Annotated in this window: 18 protein-coding genes; 9 read left to right on the top strand and 9 right to left on the bottom strand. The window is 72.0% G+C overall.

Annotation, left to right across the window (positions count from 1 at the left end; genetic code table 11):
• Positions 1–220: hypothetical protein (locus IH80_RS46095; RefSeq protein WP_234432300.1), on the top strand; the 220-nt coding region annotated here is incomplete at its 5' end.
• Between the two features lie 147 nt (positions 221–367).
• Here IH80_RS46095 and IH80_RS0120235 read toward each other — a convergent pair.
• Positions 368–1,009 carry a DNA-3-methyladenine glycosylase gene (locus tag IH80_RS0120235; protein ID WP_030962231.1) on the bottom strand — a complete coding sequence of 214 codons (642 nt, stop codon included), beginning with the start codon at positions 1,007–1,009 and terminating at the stop codon, positions 368–370.
• Positions 1,010–1,116: 107 nt separating this feature from the next.
• Here IH80_RS0120235 and IH80_RS0120230 point away from each other — a divergent pair, with 107 nt between their 5' ends.
• From IH80_RS0120230 to IH80_RS0120220, 3 genes are all read left to right on the top strand, one after another.
• Positions 1,117–1,899, top strand: coding sequence for a sporulation protein (locus IH80_RS0120230; protein ID WP_030962229.1), 783 nt, complete (start codon positions 1,117–1,119; stop codon positions 1,897–1,899).
• Positions 1,900–2,078: 179 nt separating this feature from the next.
• Positions 2,079–2,615 carry a YbhB/YbcL family Raf kinase inhibitor-like protein gene (locus tag IH80_RS0120225; protein WP_030962227.1) on the top strand — a complete coding sequence of 179 codons (537 nt, stop codon included), beginning with the start codon at positions 2,079–2,081 and terminating at the stop codon, positions 2,613–2,615.
• Positions 2,616–2,764: 149 nt separating this feature from the next.
• Positions 2,765–3,268, top strand: coding sequence for an HNH endonuclease (locus IH80_RS0120220; RefSeq protein ID WP_030962226.1), 504 nt, complete (start codon positions 2,765–2,767; stop codon positions 3,266–3,268).
• A 37-nt stretch (positions 3,269–3,305) separates the two neighbouring features.
• On the opposite strand, the gene IH80_RS0120215 is transcribed toward IH80_RS0120220, so the two are convergent.
• The 4 genes from IH80_RS0120215 to IH80_RS0120200 all read right to left on the bottom strand — a co-directional run bounded on the left by IH80_RS0120215 (position 3,306) and on the right by IH80_RS0120200 (position 6,550).
• The gene (locus IH80_RS0120215) at positions 3,306–4,076 is read right to left on the bottom strand and encodes a sulfite exporter TauE/SafE family protein (protein ID WP_030962225.1); all 771 of its coding nucleotides are present in this window, start codon (positions 4,074–4,076) and stop codon (positions 3,306–3,308) included.
• A 91-nt stretch (positions 4,077–4,167) separates the two neighbouring features.
• Positions 4,168–5,154 (bottom strand): SPFH domain-containing protein, encoded by a 987-nt coding sequence (locus IH80_RS0120210; protein WP_030962223.1) that lies wholly within the window; start codon positions 5,152–5,154, stop codon positions 4,168–4,170.
• An 84-nt stretch (positions 5,155–5,238) separates the two neighbouring features.
• Positions 5,239–5,667: an NfeD family protein gene (locus tag IH80_RS0120205; RefSeq protein WP_030962222.1), complete on the bottom strand. Its 429-nt coding sequence runs from the start codon at positions 5,665–5,667 to the stop codon at positions 5,239–5,241.
• Between the two features lie 88 nt (positions 5,668–5,755).
• A complete protein-coding gene (locus IH80_RS0120200; protein ID WP_030028988.1) occupies positions 5,756–6,550 on the bottom strand; it encodes an ABC transporter ATP-binding protein in 795 nt (264 codons plus the stop codon).
• 133 nt (positions 6,551–6,683) lie between these two features.
• On the opposite strand from IH80_RS0120200, the gene IH80_RS0120195 reads away from it, so the two are divergent.
• Positions 6,684–7,457, top strand: a complete 774-nt coding sequence (locus IH80_RS0120195) for a hypothetical protein (protein WP_030962221.1) — start codon at positions 6,684–6,686, stop codon at positions 7,455–7,457.
• Between the two features lie 198 nt (positions 7,458–7,655).
• Here the strand turns inward: IH80_RS0120195 and IH80_RS0120190 are convergent, their stop codons facing one another.
• The 3 genes from IH80_RS0120190 to IH80_RS0120180 all read right to left on the bottom strand — a co-directional run bounded on the left by IH80_RS0120190 (position 7,656) and on the right by IH80_RS0120180 (position 9,854).
• Positions 7,656–7,901 (bottom strand): chaplin, encoded by a 246-nt coding sequence (locus tag IH80_RS0120190; protein ID WP_030962220.1) that lies wholly within the window; start codon positions 7,899–7,901, stop codon positions 7,656–7,658.
• A 149-nt stretch (positions 7,902–8,050) separates the two neighbouring features.
• Entirely contained in the window at positions 8,051–8,713 is a 663-nt protein-coding gene (locus tag IH80_RS0120185; RefSeq protein ID WP_030962218.1) for a response regulator, read from the bottom strand.
• Positions 8,706–9,854, bottom strand: a complete 1,149-nt coding sequence (locus tag IH80_RS0120180) for a GAF domain-containing sensor histidine kinase (protein ID WP_199819283.1) — start codon at positions 9,852–9,854, stop codon at positions 8,706–8,708. Before IH80_RS0120180 ends, IH80_RS0120185 begins: the two co-directional genes overlap by 8 nt.
• Before the next feature lie 195 nt (positions 9,855–10,049).
• On the opposite strand from IH80_RS0120180, the gene IH80_RS0120175 reads away from it, so the two are divergent.
• The 3 genes from IH80_RS0120175 (at position 10,050) to IH80_RS0120165 (ending at position 13,005) form a co-directional block, all read left to right on the top strand.
• Positions 10,050–10,802, top strand: a complete 753-nt coding sequence (locus tag IH80_RS0120175) for an SDR family NAD(P)-dependent oxidoreductase (RefSeq protein WP_037880541.1) — start codon at positions 10,050–10,052, stop codon at positions 10,800–10,802.
• On the top strand, positions 10,799–12,001 hold the full coding sequence (locus IH80_RS0120170; protein WP_078906640.1) for an S-adenosylmethionine:tRNA ribosyltransferase-isomerase: 1,203 nt from the start codon (positions 10,799–10,801) through the stop codon (positions 11,999–12,001). The genes IH80_RS0120175 and IH80_RS0120170 overlap by 4 nt, the downstream gene beginning before the upstream one ends.
• 308 nt (positions 12,002–12,309) lie before the next feature.
• A complete protein-coding gene (locus tag IH80_RS0120165; RefSeq protein ID WP_030962212.1) occupies positions 12,310–13,005 on the top strand; it encodes a transglycosylase SLT domain-containing protein in 696 nt (231 codons plus the stop codon).
• A 92-nt stretch (positions 13,006–13,097) separates the two neighbouring features.
• Here the strand turns inward: IH80_RS0120165 and IH80_RS0120160 are convergent, their stop codons facing one another.
• Positions 13,098–15,632 (bottom strand): FHA domain-containing protein, encoded by a 2,535-nt coding sequence (locus IH80_RS0120160; RefSeq protein ID WP_078906639.1) that lies wholly within the window; start codon positions 15,630–15,632, stop codon positions 13,098–13,100.
• A 232-nt stretch (positions 15,633–15,864) separates the two neighbouring features.
• On the opposite strand from IH80_RS0120160, the gene IH80_RS0120155 reads away from it, so the two are divergent.
• A complete protein-coding gene (locus tag IH80_RS0120155) occupies positions 15,865–17,460 on the top strand; it encodes a streptophobe family protein (RefSeq protein ID WP_267883520.1) in 1,596 nt (531 codons plus the stop codon).
• Positions 17,461–17,482 lie beyond the last annotated feature (22 nt).

Here is a 17,482-nt window from a genome sequence, read left to right as displayed (position 1 = left end):
CACGCTGTTGAGTTCTCAAGGAACGGACGCTTCCTTCGTACTCACCCTCAGCAACATCGGCTGGGGCTTTCCTCCGGGCTTTCGTTCTGCTGTCTTGCGCTTCCAACTCTACCAGATCATTTCCGCGCCGTTTCCGGTGTCGGATTTGAATTCGGTGACCGTTGGGGGTCTTTGCCTTTCGGCGTTCACTACGTTAGCGCTTCTCCCGTGCGACTCATAATCGAGTCGGCGGCCGGGAATTCGGGCATGCCGAATAGAACCCCGCCAGGGGTAAGTCGTAGGTAGTGGGTTGACCGCTCGCGGGTCTGCCGATGGCAGTGCCCCGTAAAAGCGGCTCGAGCTACGTTAGGCGTCTGGCAAGGGCGAGTCAAGTTGAGCGGCGGCGTGGCGCGTGGGCCCGGTAGGGACTCACCGTCGGGTCATGCGTGATCCAGAAGCGGTACGGGTGGTCCGCGCCGGCTCCGCCGACTCCCGTGCGCGGACCGCTGCTCACCAGATCGGACGAGGTGGGGGTACCCGCGAGGACGGAGAGGGGGGAATCGGGGCCCCCGCAGAGGTCCGTCCCGTCCAGCGAGCGGTCCACGTCCAGAGCCGTGGCCAGGCGGGCCGGCCCTTTGGCGAGTTCCCGTGGGTTTCTGGCTGTAACTCGACGTTTGGCGGCCAGGTCGGCGCCGACCGTGATCTCGCCCGCGCGCAGCAGCACACCGCTCGCGTGGCCCGCCGGGCCGCACACCAGGTTGAGGCTGAACCACATGCCGTAGATGAAGTAGACGTACGCGTGTCCGGGCGGGCCGAACATCGATGCGTTCCGTGCCGTGCGCCCGCGGTAGGCGTGCGAGCCCGGATCGGACTCCCCCTCGTACGCCTCCACCTCCGTGATGCGCAGTTCCAGGGGGCCCTCCTCGGTACGGCGGACGAGGGTGCGGCCCAGGAGGTCCGGGGCCACGGTGAGGACCGGGCGGTCGAAGAAGGACCGGGACAGGGGCGTACGGTCAAGACGCGCGCTCATCCGGTCGAGCGTAGTGGACCGCGCCCACCTGCAACCGGGGCCTAATGTTCCGCGTTGGTAAGGGGTAGTCGCGGCGTAGTCGCAGATCGTTCAAGGGGAGTTAGAGCATGGGCTTCAAGAAGCTGTTCGCGAGCCTGGGTGCCGGTGGCGCTTCGGTGGACACGATCATCACCGAGCCGAACGTCGTTCCGGGCGGGATCGTCCAGGGCGAGGTCCGGATCCAGGGCGGATCCGTGGAGCAGCAGATCGAGGGGCTGTCCGTCGGGCTGCAGGCGCGGGTCGAGGTGGAGGGCGGCGACCAGGAGTACAAGCAGGACGTCGTCTTCACCAAGCAGCGCCTGGGCGGGGCCTTCCAGGTGCAGGCCGGTGCGCTCCACGTGGTGCCCTTCGCGATGGAGATCCCCTGGGAGACGCCGATCACCCACTTCGCGGGTCAGCACCTGTACGGGATGAACATCGGGGTCAGCACCGAGCTGGAGATCGCCCGTGCGGTGGACGCCGGCGACCTCGACGCGATCAACGTGCACCCGGTGCCGGCGCAGCAGGCGATCCTGGACGCCTTCCGGCAGCTCGGCTTCACCTTCCGCAGCGCGGACATGGAGCGGGGGCACATCCGCGGGACGCGGCAGACGCTGCCCTTCTACCAGGAGATCGAGTTCCTGCCTCCGTCGCAGTACCGGGGGCTGAACCAGGTCGAGCTGACCTTCGTCTCGGACGGCCGGGAGATGGACGTCGTCCTGGAGATGGACAAGAAGCCGGGTCTGTTCAGCGAGGGCAGTGACACCTACCGCTGCTTCCAGGTGGGTCTGCAGTCGTACCAGGGCACGGACTGGGCGGCGTACCTGAACCAGTGGATCGCCTCGGTGGGCTCGCAGCGCAACTGGTTCTGAGCCGGACGACGGGAACGGGCCCCCGGACGCCACCGGCGTCGGGGGCCCGTCCCCGTCTGCGGGTACCCGGACGGAGTCCGGGGGATGAGGCGCGGTGCCGGCAACCCGGCATGACCGGCGAGCCACCCCCTAGGCTCCGTCTTTGCAGGGGATTCCCATTCCGACCAGGAGGTTTCGACGTGTCCGAACGTGACAGGGCGCCGCTCCCCCACGATTTCCATCCCGAGGTGCACGAGTTCACCGTGACGAGCGAGGACGTCTCCCACGGAGCCGACCTGCACGCCGCCCAGGTCCTCACGGGGAAGAACGTCTCGCCGCACCTGCGCTGGGAGGGCTTCCCCGAGGGGACGAAGAGCTTCGCCGTGACCTGCTTCGACCCGGACGCGCCGACGGGCAGCGGGTTCTGGCACTGGGTCCTCTTCGACCTGCCCGTCTCGGTGACGGAGCTGCCGGCCGGCGCGGGCAGCGGGGACTTCCCCGGCCTGCCGGAAGGTGCCGTGCACGCGCGGAACGACTACGGGACGCGGGACTTCGGCGGTGCAGCGCCGCCGCGCGGGGAACGGCACCGCTACGTGTTCACCGTGTACGCGGTGGACCGCGAGCAGCTCGGCCCGGACGAGGACTCCTCGCCGGCGGTCGTCGGTTTCCACCTGCGGTTCCACGCCCTGGGGCGTGCGCAGCTCGTCGCCGAGTACGAGGCGCCCGCTGCGCGCTGACCGTTCGCCCGGCGTTTGCCCGGCCCTGGTCTAAAGAAGGCCGGGACCGGGCATTTTTATTGCGTTGTCCCGCGTGGCGCGCGCGGCCAGAGTGGTTGCGGGCCCTGCCGCCATGGTGGTCGCGGGCCTGCACACGGGAGGTGGGCGAGATGCGGGACACGCTGGTGCTGAATGCGAGCTTCGAGCCGCTGTCGACGGTGACGTTGAACCGGGCTGTGGTCCTGGTGCTCCAGGACAAGGCCGTCGTCGAACAGTCGCATCCCGATCTCCGTGTCCGCGCTGCCGCCATGGATCTTCCGATGCCGCGGGTGATCAGGCTCTGCAGGTACGTCAGGGTGCCCTTCCGAAGACATGCTCCCTGGTCGCGCAGGGGGGTGCTGGTCCGGGACCAGCACCGGTGCGCTTACTGCGGCAAGCGCGCGACCACGGTGGACCACGTACTGCCGAGGGCCCAGGGCGGTGGGGACACCTGGCTGAACACGGTGGCGTCCTGCGCCGAGGACAACCACCGCAAAGCGGCCCGGACTCCGGAGGAGGCGGGGATGCCGCTCCTCCGCAAGCCCTTCGTACCGTCTCCGGCGGACGCCATGCTCCTCGCGCTCGGGGTGGCCGGGCAGGAGGCGCTCCCGGAGTGGCTGGCGCGGTCCGCCTAGACAGTCGCCGGTGAGCGGCGTAGTTCTGCTACGTCGCTCAGCGGACCAGCAGTTGGACGATCGCGAGGATCCCGACCGTCACGATGACGCCGCGCAGGACGGTCGGCGGGAGACGGCGGCCGACCTTGGCGCCGATCTGGCCGCCGATCGTCGAGCCGACGGCGATGAGGAGCACGGCCGTCCAGTCGAACTCGGCGACGAACAGGAAGAAGACGGCCGCGATGCCGTTCACCAGGGCGGCGATGACGTTCTTGACGGCGTTGATCCGTTGCAGGTCGTCGTGGAGCAGCAGGCCCATCAACCCGAGGTAGAGCACGCCTTGGGCCGCGCCGAAGTAGCCGCCGTAGGCGCTGGAGAGCAGCATGCCCCCGAGCAGGACCGGACCGCCGTCGGGGTGGCCGGTGTCGCCCCCGGCGGCTTCCTGGCGGCGGCGCAGGGCGGCGGCGAGCCGGGGCTGCAGGACGACGAGGACGAGTGCGAGTCCGATCAGGATCGGCACGATGGTGTCGAAGGAGTCCGACGGCAGGGCGAGGAGCAGGGCCGCGCCCGTGAGTCCGCCGACGGCCGAGACCGAACCGAGGCGCAGGATGCGGGCGCGCTGCCCCTGGAGCTCCTTGCGGTAGCCGATGGCCCCGCTGATCGAACCGGGCACCAGGCCCAGGGTGTTGGACACGTTGGCGGTGACCGGTGGCAGTCCGGTGGCCAGCAGCACCGGGAAGGTGATGAGGGTGCCGGAGCCGACGATGGTGTTGATCGTGCCCGCGCCGATGCCGGCGGCGAGGACCGCGAGTGCTTCCCAGATGGACATGGACTGTGCCATCCCCTTTGCATGAGTGAGTCGCCTCCCCGCCATGAAGGTCGAGGGGCCTCACTGATCATGCATCAGGGGGCGTGCGGGCTCAGTCGATGGGGGGCTGCTCGCGGCGTTCGGCGGCGTCCTTGTCGCGTGCGGCCGGGATGCCGCCGCCGTCCTTGCCGGAGCCCTGCGGGTTGAACCCCGAACCTCCGCCGAGGGGGCCGAAGTTGCCCATGGCGCCGGAGAGGCCCTTGAGCGCGTCGCCGATCTCGCTGGGCACGATCCAGAGCTTGTTGGCGTCGCCCTCGGCGATCTTCGGGAGCATCTGGAGGTACTGGTAGGCGAGGAGCTTCTGGTCGGCGTCGCCGGCGTGGATGGACTCGAACACCGTACGGATGGCCTGCGCTTCACCCTCGGCCTTGAGTGCGGCGGCCTTGGCCTCGCCCTCGGCGCGCAGGATGGAGGACTGCTTCTCACCCTCGGCGCGCAGGATCTCGGACTGCCGGACGCCCTCGGCCTGGAGGATCGCGGCGCGCTTGTCGCGGTCGGCGCGCATCTGCTTCTCCATCGAGTCCTGGATGGAGGTGGGCGGCTCGATGGCCTTGAGCTCGACGCGGTTGACGCGGATGCCCCACTTGCCGGTGGCTTCGTCGAGGACCCCGCGCAGGGCGGCGTTGATCTCCTCGCGGGAGGTGAGGGTGCGCTCCAGGTCCATGCCGCCGATGATGTTGCGCAGCGTGGTGACGGTGAGCTGCTCGATGGCCTGGATGTAGCTGGCCACTTCGTACGTCGCGGCCCGGGCGTCGGTCACCTGGTAGTAGATGACGGTGTCGATGTTGACGACCAGGTTGTCCTGGGTGATGACGGGCTGCGGCGGGAAGGGGACGACCTGTTCGCGCAGGTCGATCCGGTTGCGGATGGAGTCGATGAACGGGACGACGATGTTGAGGCCCGCGTTGAGGGTGCGGGTGTAGCGGCCGAACCGTTCGACGATGGCGGCGCTGGCCTGCGGGATCACCTGGATCGTCTTGACCAGTGCGATGAAGACCAGAACCACCAGAATGATCAGGACGATGATGATCGGTTGCATGCGGTTCCCCGTGCCCTTCCGGCTGTCTGTGCTGCCCCGTTGATCGGAGTCTCGCAGACCTGCGGGCCGCGAGCAGGCTGCTTCTCACATCACGACGGCGGTCGCCCCGTCGATCTCCACCACGTCGACGGACTGGCCGGGCTCGAAGCTGGTGTCCGCGTCGAGGGCGCGGGCGGACCAGACCTCGCCGGCGAGCTTGATGCGGCCGCCGCTGCCGTCGACGCGTTCGAGGACGACTGCGGTTCTGCCCCTCAACGCGTCGATCCCGCTGCGGTGTTGGGGCCGCTGGTCGCGGTGCCGGTTGGCGATGGGCCGGACGACGGCGATGAGCGCGACCGACACGACCACGAACACCAGGACTTGGGCCACCACTCCCCCGCCGAGGGCCGCCGTGACGGCAGCCGCGACCGCCCCGACGGCGAACATGCCGAACTCCGGCATGGCGGTCAGGACCAGGGGGATGCCCAGTCCGACCGCGCCGATGAGCCACCACACCCACGCGTCGATGTCCACGTGGTCATGGTAGGTCGGTTGGGCACGGTCGGGACAGGGTGCGGGCGCCCGTACCCGGAGGGCGAGCGGCGCGGCTGCCCGGTGGCGGTCAGCCGAGGGGCAGGCCCTGGGCGGTCCAGCGGTCGGTCCCGTTGCGCTCGACGACCAGGGGGAGGCCGAAGCAGAGCGACAGGTTGCGGGAGGTCAGTTCGAGGTCGATGGGACCGGCGGTGACGACCTTGCCCTGGCGGATCATCAGGACGTGGGTGAAACCGGGGGCGATCTCCTCGACGTGGTGCGTGACCATGACCATGGAGGGGGCGAGCGGGTCACGGGCGAGGCGGCCGAGGCGGCGTACGAGGTCCTCGCGGCCGCCGAGGTCGAGGCCGGCGGCGGGCTCGTCGAGGAGCAGGAGCTCGGGGTCGGTCATCAGCGCGCGGGCGATCAGGGTGCGCTTGCGCTCGCCCTCGGAGAGGGTGCCGAACTTCCGGTCGAGGTACTCGGTCATGCCGAGGCGGTCGAGGAAGGCGCGGGCGCGCTGCTCGTCGACGGCCTCGTACTCCTCCTGCCAGGTCGCCGTCATGCCGTAGGCGGCGGTGAGGACGGTCTGCAGGACGGTCTGCCGCTTGGGGAGCTTGTCGGCCATCGCGATGCCGGCCATGCCGATGCGGGGGCGCAGCTCGAAGACGTCGACCTTGCCGAGGGTGCTGCCGAGGATGGTGGCGGAGCCCTTGGTGGGGAAGAGGTAGCTGGAGGCGAGGTTCAGCAGAGTGGTCTTGCCGGCGCCGTTGGGGCCGAGGATCACCCAGCGCTCGCCCTCCTTCACCGACCAGGAGACCTGGTCCACCAGAGCCCGGCCCTCGCGGACCACGGATACGTCCACCAGCTCCAGAACATCGCTCATGAGCGTGTTGTCACCCCTTGCAGTCACGGTTCACTGTGCGCCGGTAGACGCAGCCCCAGGGGAAAACCTACGCCACTCGGGAAGGGGTCCGGGGCCGGGGCCCGGTGCCGGGGGCGATCCGTAAAGTGGGGGGATGCTTTTCGAACCACGTTCAGGGCGGCTGGCCGCCTGGGGGAACGCGCTGCTGGCCGGTCTGGTCTCGCCCGACGAAGCCGCGATGTCGATCGTGGGTGAGGACGCCGTGCACCGGGTGGAGGGTCTGCCGGGCGAGGCGGGTCCGGTGGGGCTCACGCTGGCGCTCGGCCGGCTCCGCGCGCTGGGGGTGACCGGTCTGCGGGTGGCGCTGCCGGCGCCGGGGCATCCGCTGGGGCTGAGCGGGCCGCCGGATTTCAACGCGCGGGCGCTGGAGGCCGAGGAGGCGGTCGTCGCGGTGGGGGCGGCGCTGGGGCTGGTGCCGGAGGTGACGGAGGCCGGGCCGGCCGGTGACGTGCACGTGTCGGTGACCTGGCAGGTACTGCCGGTACGAGAGGCCCCGCCGGCGGACGTGCCGTCGCTCGGCGAGGCGGAACGGGAGCTGGCGGAGGCGCTGCGCGAGGCGACCGGGGTCCTGACGCGGCTGGACGTCGCGGGGTCGGGTCCGGTGGCGGAGGCGGCACTCTCGGCGTACCGGGCGCGGGCGGAGGCGGGACGGGACGCGCTGGCGCCGGGGTATCCGGCGCGCGCGGTACGGGTGCTGGCGCTGGCGCAGCGGGTGGACCTGATGGTGTCGCTGGCGTACGAGACCGGGCACGGGGGTGCGGTGGCCGCTTCGGAGATGGCGGCGCGGTCGGAGGCGCTGCGGCCGGTGGAGCGGGTTGCGCGGCGGGCGCTGGTTGCGGCGTACAACTCGGCGGTCGAGCAGCACTAGCCGCACGCCTCCCGCGGGGTCTCGGCACCCGGACTGCGCCCGGGCTCGGGTCCGGCCCCGCGCCTTCCTGCGGGGCCGGATCGGGCGGGGGCGGCCCGGGGCTCGGGGCGCGCGACGGCGCCCGTCCGCCGTCCGGACACGCCGGTGCGGCCCCGCTTCCAGGGAGAGGGAGAAGCGGGGCCGCAGGTCGGGGTGGGGTCAGGCGTTCACGCCGGTGTTGCCCCACGCGCCGTTGAGCAGGCCGATCACGTTGACCGTGTTGCCCACGACGTTCACGGGGACGTGCACCGGGGCCTGGACGAGGTTCCCCGAGGCCACGCCGGGCGAGTTCAGGGCCTCGCCCTCCGCCGACGCACCGCCGTGCGCCGAGGAGACACCCGCGCCGGCGGCGAGGAGGCCGCCCGCGATCATGGTGACGGCTGCGGCCTTCTTGAAGTTCTTCACGTTCTCGTCCTCCAGTACGTCGGCCGCGACCAGCCGTCGCGGCACATCATGGAGAACGGCCGCCCCACGGCCGGGGATACGCCATGTGGGCTACATACACCCGACCGTATGAATCTCAGACCGGAAGGAGTCGGTCCGATTCGGCCGCCTCACTCCGTGATTCCGTGCCTGACCGCCCACAATGCGGCCTGGGTCCGGTCGGAAAGGTCCAGCTTCATCAGGATGTTCGACACGTGCGTCTTCACCGTCTTCTCGGACAGCACCAGCGCGCGGGCGATCTCGCGGTTGGAACGGCCGTCCGCGATGAGGCCGAGCACCTCGCGCTCGCGGTCGGTCAGCGAGCCGGGCCGGCCCGCCGCGGGGCTCTGCTCCTCCTGTGCGAGCAGGGCCTCCGCCACCTCCGGCTGGAGCAGGACGTGGCCGGCGTGGACGGAGCGGATGGCTCCGGCCAGGGCGTCGGGGTCGATGTCCTTGTAGACGTATCCGGCGGCGCCCGCACGCAGGGCGGGGACCACGGTCCGCTGCTCCGTGAAGCTGGTGACGATCAGCACCCGGGCGGGGTTCGCCAGCCCACGCAGCCGCCGCAGGGCCTCGATGCCGTCGGTGCCAGGCATCTTCACGTCCATGAGGATCACGTCGGGCCGCAGCTCCTCGGCGCGGGCGATGCCCTCCTCGCCGTCGGAGGCCTCCCCGACCACCTCGATGTCCTCCTGGACCTCCAGGAAGGTGCGCAGGCCCCGCCGGACGACCTGGTGGTCGTCCACCAGCAGGACCCGGATGCGGCTGCCGCTTCGGCCGGTGTCGTCAGCCACCGGGGACCTCCATCTCGATCGTGGTGCCCTGCCCGGGCTCCGAGTGCACGGTGAGGCGGCCTCCGACGCCGCTCGCGCGGTCCCGCATGGAGACCAGACCCAGATGACGGCCCGCCCGGCGGACGGCCCGGGGGTCGAAGCCCTTGCCGGAGTCGACGACCCTGAGGACCGCGCCCCCGGCGGGTGTGCGGCCAAGGGTGACCTCGACCCGGTCGCCGTCCGCGTGGCGCAGGGCGTTGTGGAGGGCCTCCTGGGCGACGCGCAGCACCGCTTCCTCCTGGGCGGCGGGGAGGGCCCGTACGCCGTCGCAGGTGAAGGTGACGTGTGCGGTGTGCGCGCGGTCGAGTACGTGCACGTGCGTGCGCAGGGTGGCCACCAGGCCGTCCTCGTCCAGGGCCGCCGGGCGCAGCTCGGTCACGGCGGCGCGCAGTTCGTCGGCGGCCTCCGCCGCGAGGGCGGCCACCTGCTGGAGTTCGTCCTTGGCGCGGGCCGGGTCGCGGTCGACGAGGGTGGCGGCGGCCTGGGCGGTCAGGCGCAGGGAGAAGAGCTTCTGACTGACGGCGTCGTGCAGCTCGTGCGCGAGGCGGGAGCGTTCCTCCGCGATGGTGAGCTCGCGGCTGCGTTCGTAGAGCCGGGCGTTGGTGAGGGCGATCGCCGCGTGCTGTGCGAGGAGGGAGAGGAGTTCCTGGTCCTCGTCGGTGAAGACGCGGTCGCTGCCGTCGGGGGCGCTCCGCTTGTTCGCGAGGAAGATCGCGCCGAGGATCTCCTCGCCGTCCCGGACGGGCATGCCCAGGAAGTCGGACATCTCCGGGTGGGCGGCGGGCCAGCCCTCGAAGCGGGGGTCCTTGCGTACGTCGGCCAGTCGCTCGGGACCGTTCTCGTGGAGCATCGCCGCGAGGATGCCGTGCTGCCGGGGCAGCGGGCCGATCCGCCGCCACTGTTCCGCACTGATGCCGTCGACGACGAACTGGGCGAAGCCGCCGTGGTCGTCCGGGACGCCCAGGGCCGCGTACTCGGCGTCCAGCAGTTCGCGGGCCGACACCACGATCGTGCGCAGGACGTCGCGGACCTCCAGGCGGCGGCTCATGGCGAGCAGCGCGGTGCTCACGGCGGCCAGGCCGCTGCGGGGTCCGCCCTGCAGGGGACTTGCGGTCATGGCCTCACCGTACCGGCGGCCGTGACCTGCGGGATCGGGCGAGGGAGGGACTCGGGGCACCCCGCAGGGCGTAGGTCGAAGGGACCTGTACGGGTGGGGCCGGCGGCCGACGCGGCGGGGGCCCGGCCGTTCCTAGGTTGAGGGCATCTGCTGATCGGGACGAAGGCGAGAGGTGCTGTCATGTCGGTGGCGATCGTGACGGGGGCTTCCAGGGGGCTCGGCCGGGCGCTGGCCGGGGAGCTGGCGGGGCGGGGCTGGGACCTGGTGCTGAGCGCGCGGGGTGCGGCGGCGCTGGAGGAGGTGGCGACCGGGCTGGAGCGGGCCGAGGGCGTGCGGGTCGTGGCGGTGGCCGGGGACGTGTCCGCTCCGGCGCACCGGGCGGCCCTGGTGGCGGCCGCGCGGGGGCTGGGCGGGCTGGACCTGCTGGTGAACAACGCGGGGGTGCTGGGGGCCGAGCCGCTGGTGCCGCTGGCGGCCCAGCCGCAGGCCGGGCTGCGCGAGGCGTTCGAGGTCAATGTGCTGGGGCCGCTGGGTCTGGTCCAGGAGGGGCTGCCGCTGCTGCGGGCCTCGGCGGAGGGGGCGGTGCTGAACATCAGCTCGGACGCCGCGGTGGTTCCGTACGCCACGTGGGGTGCGTACGGGGCGACCAAGGCGGCGGCGGACCTGATGTCGGCCGTGCTGGCGGTGGAGGAGCCGGAGCTGCGCGTGTGGTGGGCGGATCCGGGGTCGATGCGGACGCGGATGATGGCGGCGGCCGAGCCGGGTGAGGACCTGGCGGGGCTGCCGGCGCCGGAGGAGGTCGCGCCGGTGCTGCTGCGGCTGCTGGAGGGGGCCCTGCCCAGCGGGCGGTACACGGCGGAGGGGCTGGCAGGGGCCTCGGCCGCGGCCCGGGCACCGGCCGGGTCTTCGGCGGGTGGCGGGACCCGGCGATGAGCGGGACCGGTGCCCACGGCAGTGGGGTGGACGGGAGCCGGACGGGGAGCCGGGCCGCGGCGGGGAGCCGGGCCGCGGCGGTGCACGAAGAGCCGAGGGCAGGACTGTATATAAGGGACATTCCTCGCGAACTGCTGGCCCGGATTCCGGCTGAGCAGCGGGGGCCGGGGCTGGGGCGGGACGCGGTACGGCTGCTGGTGTCCCGGGGCAGCACCCGGGTGTCGCTGCACGCCTTCCGGGAGCTGCCGCACCTGCTGAGGGCCGGCGACGTGCTGGTGGTGAACACCTCGGCCACCCTCGCGGCAGCCGTGGACGCGCGGCTGGGCGGCGAAGCCCTGGTGGTGCACTTCTCGACCCGGGGGGACGACGGCCGCTGGGCGGTGGAGCTGCGCACCCCGGCGGGCGGCGGGACGACCCGGCCGCGGCCGGGCGGACCGGCCGGTGCGGTGGTGGACCTGCCGGGCGGCCGCCGCCTGGTCCTGGAGGAGCCCCTGGCCGCGGGCGCGGACCGGCTCTGGTGGGCGCGGCCCTCCCCCGTCCGGCCCTCATCCGTCCGGTCCTCCTCCGTCCCGTACGGGGTTCCGGAGCTGCTGCGCGAGCACGGGCGGCCGATCCGGTACGCCTACACCCAGCGGGACCAGCCACTGTCGGTGTACCAGACGGTGTTCGCGGTGCCGGCGCCCGACGGGTCGGGCTCGGCGGAGATGCCGAGCGCGGGCCGGCCCTTCACGGCGGAGCTGGTCGCACGACTGGTGAGCCGGGGCGTGCAGTTCGCGCCGCTGACCCTGCACACGGGAGTGGCCTCGCAGGAGGCGCACGAGCCGCCGTACCCGGAGCGGTACGCGGTGCCGGCCGCCACGGCGGCGCTGGTGAACGCGGCGAGGGCCGGGGGCGGGCGGGTGATCGCGGTGGGAACCACCGCGGTGCGGGCGCTGGAGTCCGCGGCGGACCCGCGGGGGGTGGTGCGCGCGGCGGGCGGATGGACCGATCTGGTGGTGACTCCGGAGCGCGGGGTGCGGGTGGTGGACGGCCTGCTGACCGGGCTGCACGAGCCCGAGGCCTCCCACCTCCTGATGCTGGAGGCGGTGGCGGGGCGTGCCGCCGTACGACTGGGGTATGCGCAGGCGCTGGCCCGGCTCTGCCTCTGGCACGAGTTCGGCGACGTCCATCTCCTCCTCAGGGATGACAACCGTCACTGAATGAATTGCTGGAGCAACGCATGGTGAGAACGGCGTAAGGCCGGTGTGAGCCCCGGCATAGGACCCACATCACTTACGAAGCTCCCTAGTGGACGAGACCGGGCCCTTTCAGGGCGGACGGGCGTAGCGCCGAGGCCGGAAATCGTGCCTCGGCGCTCGCCCCTGATCCACTAAGCGGGATCGTACGTCACACCTTTGCCACAGGATTTTGCCGCCGCTAAGAATTGCTCCCGTCGCCAGGCGCCGCGGATCCCGGATCCGCTCGGCGCCTTCCTGCGGCCCCCGCTATTCGAAGAGGTTGCCCCGCCATGTCTGCTTCCCGCACCCCTGGTCACAGTCGTCTGACGAAGGCACACAAGCTGTCCATCGCCGGTGTCGCCACCCTGAGCGCCGCCGCCGTCGCCTTCTCCCTCGTCCCGGCCGAGACGGCCGAGGCCGAGACCATCTCGGCCGCCCCCGTCGCCTGGACCCAGGCCGTGAACGGCACGCAGACGAAGGCCCTGTACGGCCACCTCTCCACGCAGCACGTCATCGCCGACGCGAACGCCAAGGCCGCCGCCGTCGCCGCGAAGGCCAAGGCCGACGCCGACGCCAAGGCCAAGGCCAAGGCCGAGGCCGCCGCGAAGAAGGCCCGTGAGCAGAAGGCCGCCGCCAGCCGCTCCGCCGCCCGCACCCCCGTCTTCGCGAACAACCTTGACGGCTGGATCAAGGAAGCCCTCTTCATCATGAAGAAGGAGGGCATTCCGGGTACCTACGCCGGCATTCACCGCAACATCATGCGCGAGTCCAGCGGCAACCCGATGGCGATCAACAACTGGGACATCAACGCCCAGAACGGCATCCCCAGCAAGGGTCTGCTCCAGGTCATCTACCCGACCTTCAAGGCGTACCACGTCAAGGGCACCAAGTTCGACCAGTACGACCCGGTCGCCAACATCGTCGCCGCCTGCAACTACGCGGCCGACCGGTACGGCTCGATGGACAACGTCAACAGCGCCTACTAGGCCTGCGGCGGTCCTCGCCCCACCCCCCGCACGCGCCGAAGGGCGGCACCCGGATCCCAGATCCCGGGTGCCGCCCTTCGGCTTTCCGGCGCCTACTTGCCCGCGCGCATGACCTCGGGCTCGTGGCGGCGCAGCAGCCGCTGCACCAGGAACCCGCAGGCGATGCCGATGGCCAGCAGGATGATGATGTTCAGGCTCCACTGGCCGACCGTGGCGTCCCAGAGCGGGTCGGTGTTGGTCGGGTTGTCCTGGTCCCACGGCGGCATGAGCTTGCCGAGGTTCAGCGTGGTGCCGGCGGCGGCGACGGCCCAGCGGGACGGCATCAGCCAGGCGAACTGCTCCAGGCCCGGGGAGTCGTAGACCTGGAAGAGGATGCCGGTGAAGACGACCTGGACGATCGCGAACATGACGAGGAGCGGCATGGTCTTCTCGGCGGTCTTCACCAGCGAGGAGATGACCAGGCCGAACATCATCGAGGTGAAGCCGAGCGCGATGACCGACACGCACAGCTCGACGGCCGGGGGCATTAGCAGGCCCTCGGCGGGCAGGTCGCGCGGGGCGAAGCCGATCGCGCAGATGATCACGCCCTGGATGGCCGTGATGATGCCGAGGACGATCACCTTCGACATGAGGTACGCCGACCGGGACAGGCCGGTCGCGCGCTCGCGTTCGTAGATGACGCGTTCCTTGATCAGCTCACGGACCGAGTTGGCGGCGCCGGAGAAGCACATGCCGACCGCGAGGATCAGCATGATCGTGCCCGCGTCGCCGTTGAAGCGCGACGGCGGCGTCGGCGGCGCCAGGCCGAAGGTCGCCGGGATGACCGTGGAGACCACGCCCAGGACGGCCGGCAGGATCAGCATCAGGCCCATGAAGCCCTTGTCCGACGCGATCACCGAGACGTAACGGCGGATCAGCGTCCACAGCTGCGAGCCCCAGCCCTGCGGCTTGGTCGGGCGCATCTGCTGGGCCGACGGCATGACGACCGGCTGCGGGGCGACCGCGTCCAGCTCGGCGGCGTAGAGCTGGTAGTGCTGGGAGCCCTTCCAGCGGCCCGCCCAGTCGTAGTCGCGGTAGTTCTCGAAGGCCGAGAAGACGTCCGCCCACGTGCCGTAGCCGAAGAAGTTCAGCGCCTCGTCCGGCGGGCCGAAGTAGGCGACGGACCCGCCCGGGGCCATGACCAGCAGCTTGTCGCAGAGCGACAGCTCGGCGACGGAGTGCGTGACGACCAGGACCGTGCGGCCGTCGTCGGCGAGGCCGCGCAGCAGCTGCATGACGTCGCGGTCCATGCCCGGGTCGAGGCCGGAGGTCGGCTCGTCCAGGAAGATCAGCGAGGGCTTGGTGAGCAGCTCCAGGGCGACGGACACGCGCTTGCGCTGACCACCGGAGAGCGCGGTGATCTTCTTGTCCTTGTGGATGTCGAGCTTGAGCTCGCGCAGCACCTCGTCGATGCGGGCGGCGCGCTCGGACTCGGCGGTGTCGCCGGGGAAGCGGAGCTTGGCCGCGTACTTGAGCGCGGTGCTGACCTTCAGCTCCTTGTGCAGGATGTCGTCCTGCGGGACCAGGCCGATGCGCTGGCGGAGCTCCGCGAACTGCTTGTACAGGTTGCGGTTGTCGTAGAGGACGTCGCCCTGGTCGGCGGGCCGGTAGCCGGTCAGCGCCTTGAGCAGGGTGGACTTGCCGGAGCCGGACGGGCCGATGACGCCGATCAGCGACTTCTCCGGGACGCCGAAGGTGACGTCCTTGAGGATCTGCTTGCCGCCGTCGACCGTGACGGTGAGGTGGCGGGCCGAGAAGGAGACCTCGCCGGTGTCGACGAACTCCTCCAGGCGGTCCCCGACGATGCGGAACGTCGAGTGGCCGACGCCGACGATGTCGTTCGGGCCGAGGAGCTGGGTGCCGGACTTGGGCAGCAGCTGGCCGTTGACGTAGGTGCCGTTGTGGCTGCCGAGGTCGCGGATCTCGAAGCGGCCGCCGGGCATCGAGTGGAACTCGGCGTGGTGGCGGGAGACCTGGAGGTCGGAGACCACCAGCTCGTTCTCCAGCGCACGGCCGATCCGCATGACGTGGCCCAGCGAGAGCTGGTGGAACGTCGTCGGGCTGCGGTCGCCGCCGTAACCCGGTGCTCCGGCCTGCGCCTGGCGGGGCGCGGCGCCGCCGCCCTGCTGGTGCGGGACGTGGGCCTGCGGCTGCTGCGGCTGGTGCTGCTGCTGGTTCCAGGCCTGCTGGGGCTGCTGCGGGGCCTGGTAGGCCGCGGCCTGCGGCTGGGCGTACGCCTGCGCCGGTGTCTGCTGCGCCTGCTGCGCGTGCTGTGCCACGGCGGGCTGCGGAGCGGCGGCGGCGCTCAGGTTCAGCCGCGGTCCGTCGGTGGCGTTGCCCAGGTGGACCGGCGTACCGGGCACCAGCGCGGTCTGCTGGACCCTGGCCCCCTGCACGTAGGTGCCGTTGGTGCTGCCGTGGTCCTCGAGCCCCCAACCCTGGCCGTTCCAGGCGATGGTGGCGTGCCGCCACGACACCCGCGCATCGTCGATCACCACGTCTCCCTGGGGGTCGCGCCCCAGCGAGTACGACCTGGACGGATCGAGCGTCCAGGTCCTGCCATTCAATTCCAGTACGAGTTCCGGCACTCCAGCCCCACTTAAGTCCCCCGAGAATCCCCCATGACGTCAGGGAGTCTAGGGATGGCGAACATCCGGGGGAACTATTTCAGGCCTGCAGCCGTATGTGGAATCCGGGCCTTGCCCGGGCGTCTACGTCTGCCCGTTGACGGGGTCGAAAGTCACCCGGAGAGTGAGATACGGGACTTCTCACCCGGGAGTTCCCTCGCATACCGCTCGGCATGCATCGGGGGGTCGCCGCGTGCGCCGCATCCGCTGGGGAGACGTGTTCCTGTCCGCCGTGGCCGCCGTGGGCTGGTCCCTGATCGTGATGGCGGGCGTGGCCGGCCTGGGGCTGCACCTGCTGGGCGCCGACGCCGCAGGGGGTTCGCTCGGACCGATGACGGCGGCCGTGGTGGTCCTGGCGGTCGGTGGAACCGTGGACCCCTCGGTCGACGTCTCGGTCTTCGGAGTTGCCGGGGCGGGGGCCGGAGCCTCGCTGGACGTCATGCCCTTGGGGGTGTCTCTGGCCGGTGCCCTGGTGCTGGCGGGGGTGTTCCTTCGCTCGTTGCGGGCCGGTGCGGGGCCGGGCGAGACGGCCGCCCGGGTCGTGGCGTTCACGGCGCTGCTCGTCGCGACGGCGGGCGGACTGGCGTGGGCCGGGCACGACGTGGTCACCCTCGACGGCGCGACGCTGCCGGGCACCCGCGTCCCGGTGAAGGTCGAGGTGCCGGGGATCGGTGATGTCGGGGGGCTCCTCCCGGACCGCGTCGGGGACCTGATCGAGGTGCGGACCCGGATGGGTTTCTCCGTGGTGCCCGGGCCGACCCTGCTGGGCGCGGGCGTGTGGGTGCTCGCCGTGCTCGCGGTGGCGCTGCTGGTCTCGCGGCGCGGGCCCGCCGCGCTCGCCCGGGTGCGGCCCGCTGCCTCGGCGGTGGTGACCGTGCTGCTGGTCGCGGTGGCGGCGGGACTGGCCGCGGCGGTGTGGGCGGCGGCGGACGACGAACACCCCGGGCGGGTGATGGGAGCCGCGCTGCTGGGTGCGCCGAACGGCAGCTGGCTGGGGGTGCTGCTGGGTCTGTTCGTGCCGTTGCGCGGCGGGGCCGCGGGCGAGCCTGCGCGGCTGCTGCCCGATCCGCTGGACGACCTGCTGTCGGCCTCCGCGCGGGAGCCGGTGACGGTGGCCCGGCTCGCGGAGTACGACGGGCGGGTCTGGCTGCTGGTGGTGGGCGTGTCGCTGCTGCTGCTCGCCGCGGGCCTGCTGGCGGCCGTACGGACTCCCGGGCACGGCGTCGCGGGGTGTGCGGTGCGGCTGGGGGCGGTCACCGGGGTGGCCCTGGCGGTGCTGGTGCGGCTGACGCGGCTGTCGGCGGACGTCTCGCCGGCGGTGCTGGGCGTGGACGTGGTGGACGCCTGGGTGGAGCTGCGGGGGGACGTTCCGTACGCGCTGCTGCTGGGCTCGGCGTGGGGTGCGGTGGCCGGTGCCGCCGGTGCGCTGCTGGCGGGCCTGCGCCGGGCGGCGGCCCGCCCGGCCCGGGATCCGGCCGGCCGCCCGCCCGGGCCACCGGCCCCGGGCGGTACCGGCTGGCCCGCGCCGGTGGATCCCGGCGGGCCGACGGCCCCGTACGGCGCCGGTCAGGACGGGCGGGGCGGGCCGGTGGGGCCGCCCGGGTGGGCCCTTCCGTACCTGGACCCGGACGTCTCCTGGGACGTGACGGTCACCGGCATCCCGCCGCACCCGCCGCGGCGCACCCGGCCCCCGCAGCGGCCGCCCTTCACTCCGCCGCCTCCGCCGGGCGCCCCGCCCGCCCCGCCGGCCCCGCCGGTACCACCGGGTCCGCCGCCCCCGCCGCGCTGACGGCGGGGCGCGGCGCGGCACG

This window comes from Streptomyces sp. NRRL S-378, assembly GCF_000720645.1.
Lineage (GTDB): Bacteria > Actinomycetota > Actinomycetes > Streptomycetales > Streptomycetaceae > Streptomyces.
Note: the sequence above shows the minus strand (reverse complement) of the source record. Positions and strands in the feature narration are given on the sequence as shown.

Bases quoted from the DNA above. Each gene is read 5' to 3' on its own strand.
- IH80_RS0120165 (WP_030962212.1), top strand. From the start codon at position 12,310: ATGTCTGCTTCCCGCACCCCTGGTCACAGTCGTCTGACGAAGGCACAC.
- IH80_RS0120215 (WP_030962225.1), bottom strand. From the start codon at position 4,076: ATGTCCATCTGGGAAGCACTCGCGGTCCTCGCCGCCGGCATCGGCGCG.
- IH80_RS0120170 (WP_078906640.1), top strand. From the start codon at position 10,799: ATGAGCGGGACCGGTGCCCACGGCAGTGGGGTGGACGGGAGCCGGACG.
- IH80_RS0120200 (WP_030028988.1), bottom strand. From the start codon at position 6,550: ATGAGCGATGTTCTGGAGCTGGTGGACGTATCCGTGGTCCGCGAGGGC.
- IH80_RS0120230 (WP_030962229.1), top strand. From the start codon at position 1,117: ATGGGCTTCAAGAAGCTGTTCGCGAGCCTGGGTGCCGGTGGCGCTTCG.
- IH80_RS0120210 (WP_030962223.1), bottom strand. From the start codon at position 5,154: ATGCAACCGATCATCATCGTCCTGATCATTCTGGTGGTTCTGGTCTTC.
- IH80_RS0120175 (WP_037880541.1), top strand. From the start codon at position 10,050: ATGTCGGTGGCGATCGTGACGGGGGCTTCCAGGGGGCTCGGCCGGGCG.
- IH80_RS0120235 (WP_030962231.1), bottom strand. From the start codon at position 1,009: ATGAGCGCGCGTCTTGACCGTACGCCCCTGTCCCGGTCCTTCTTCGAC.
- IH80_RS0120195 (WP_030962221.1), top strand. From the start codon at position 6,684: ATGCTTTTCGAACCACGTTCAGGGCGGCTGGCCGCCTGGGGGAACGCG.
- IH80_RS0120220 (WP_030962226.1), top strand. From the start codon at position 2,765: ATGCGGGACACGCTGGTGCTGAATGCGAGCTTCGAGCCGCTGTCGACG.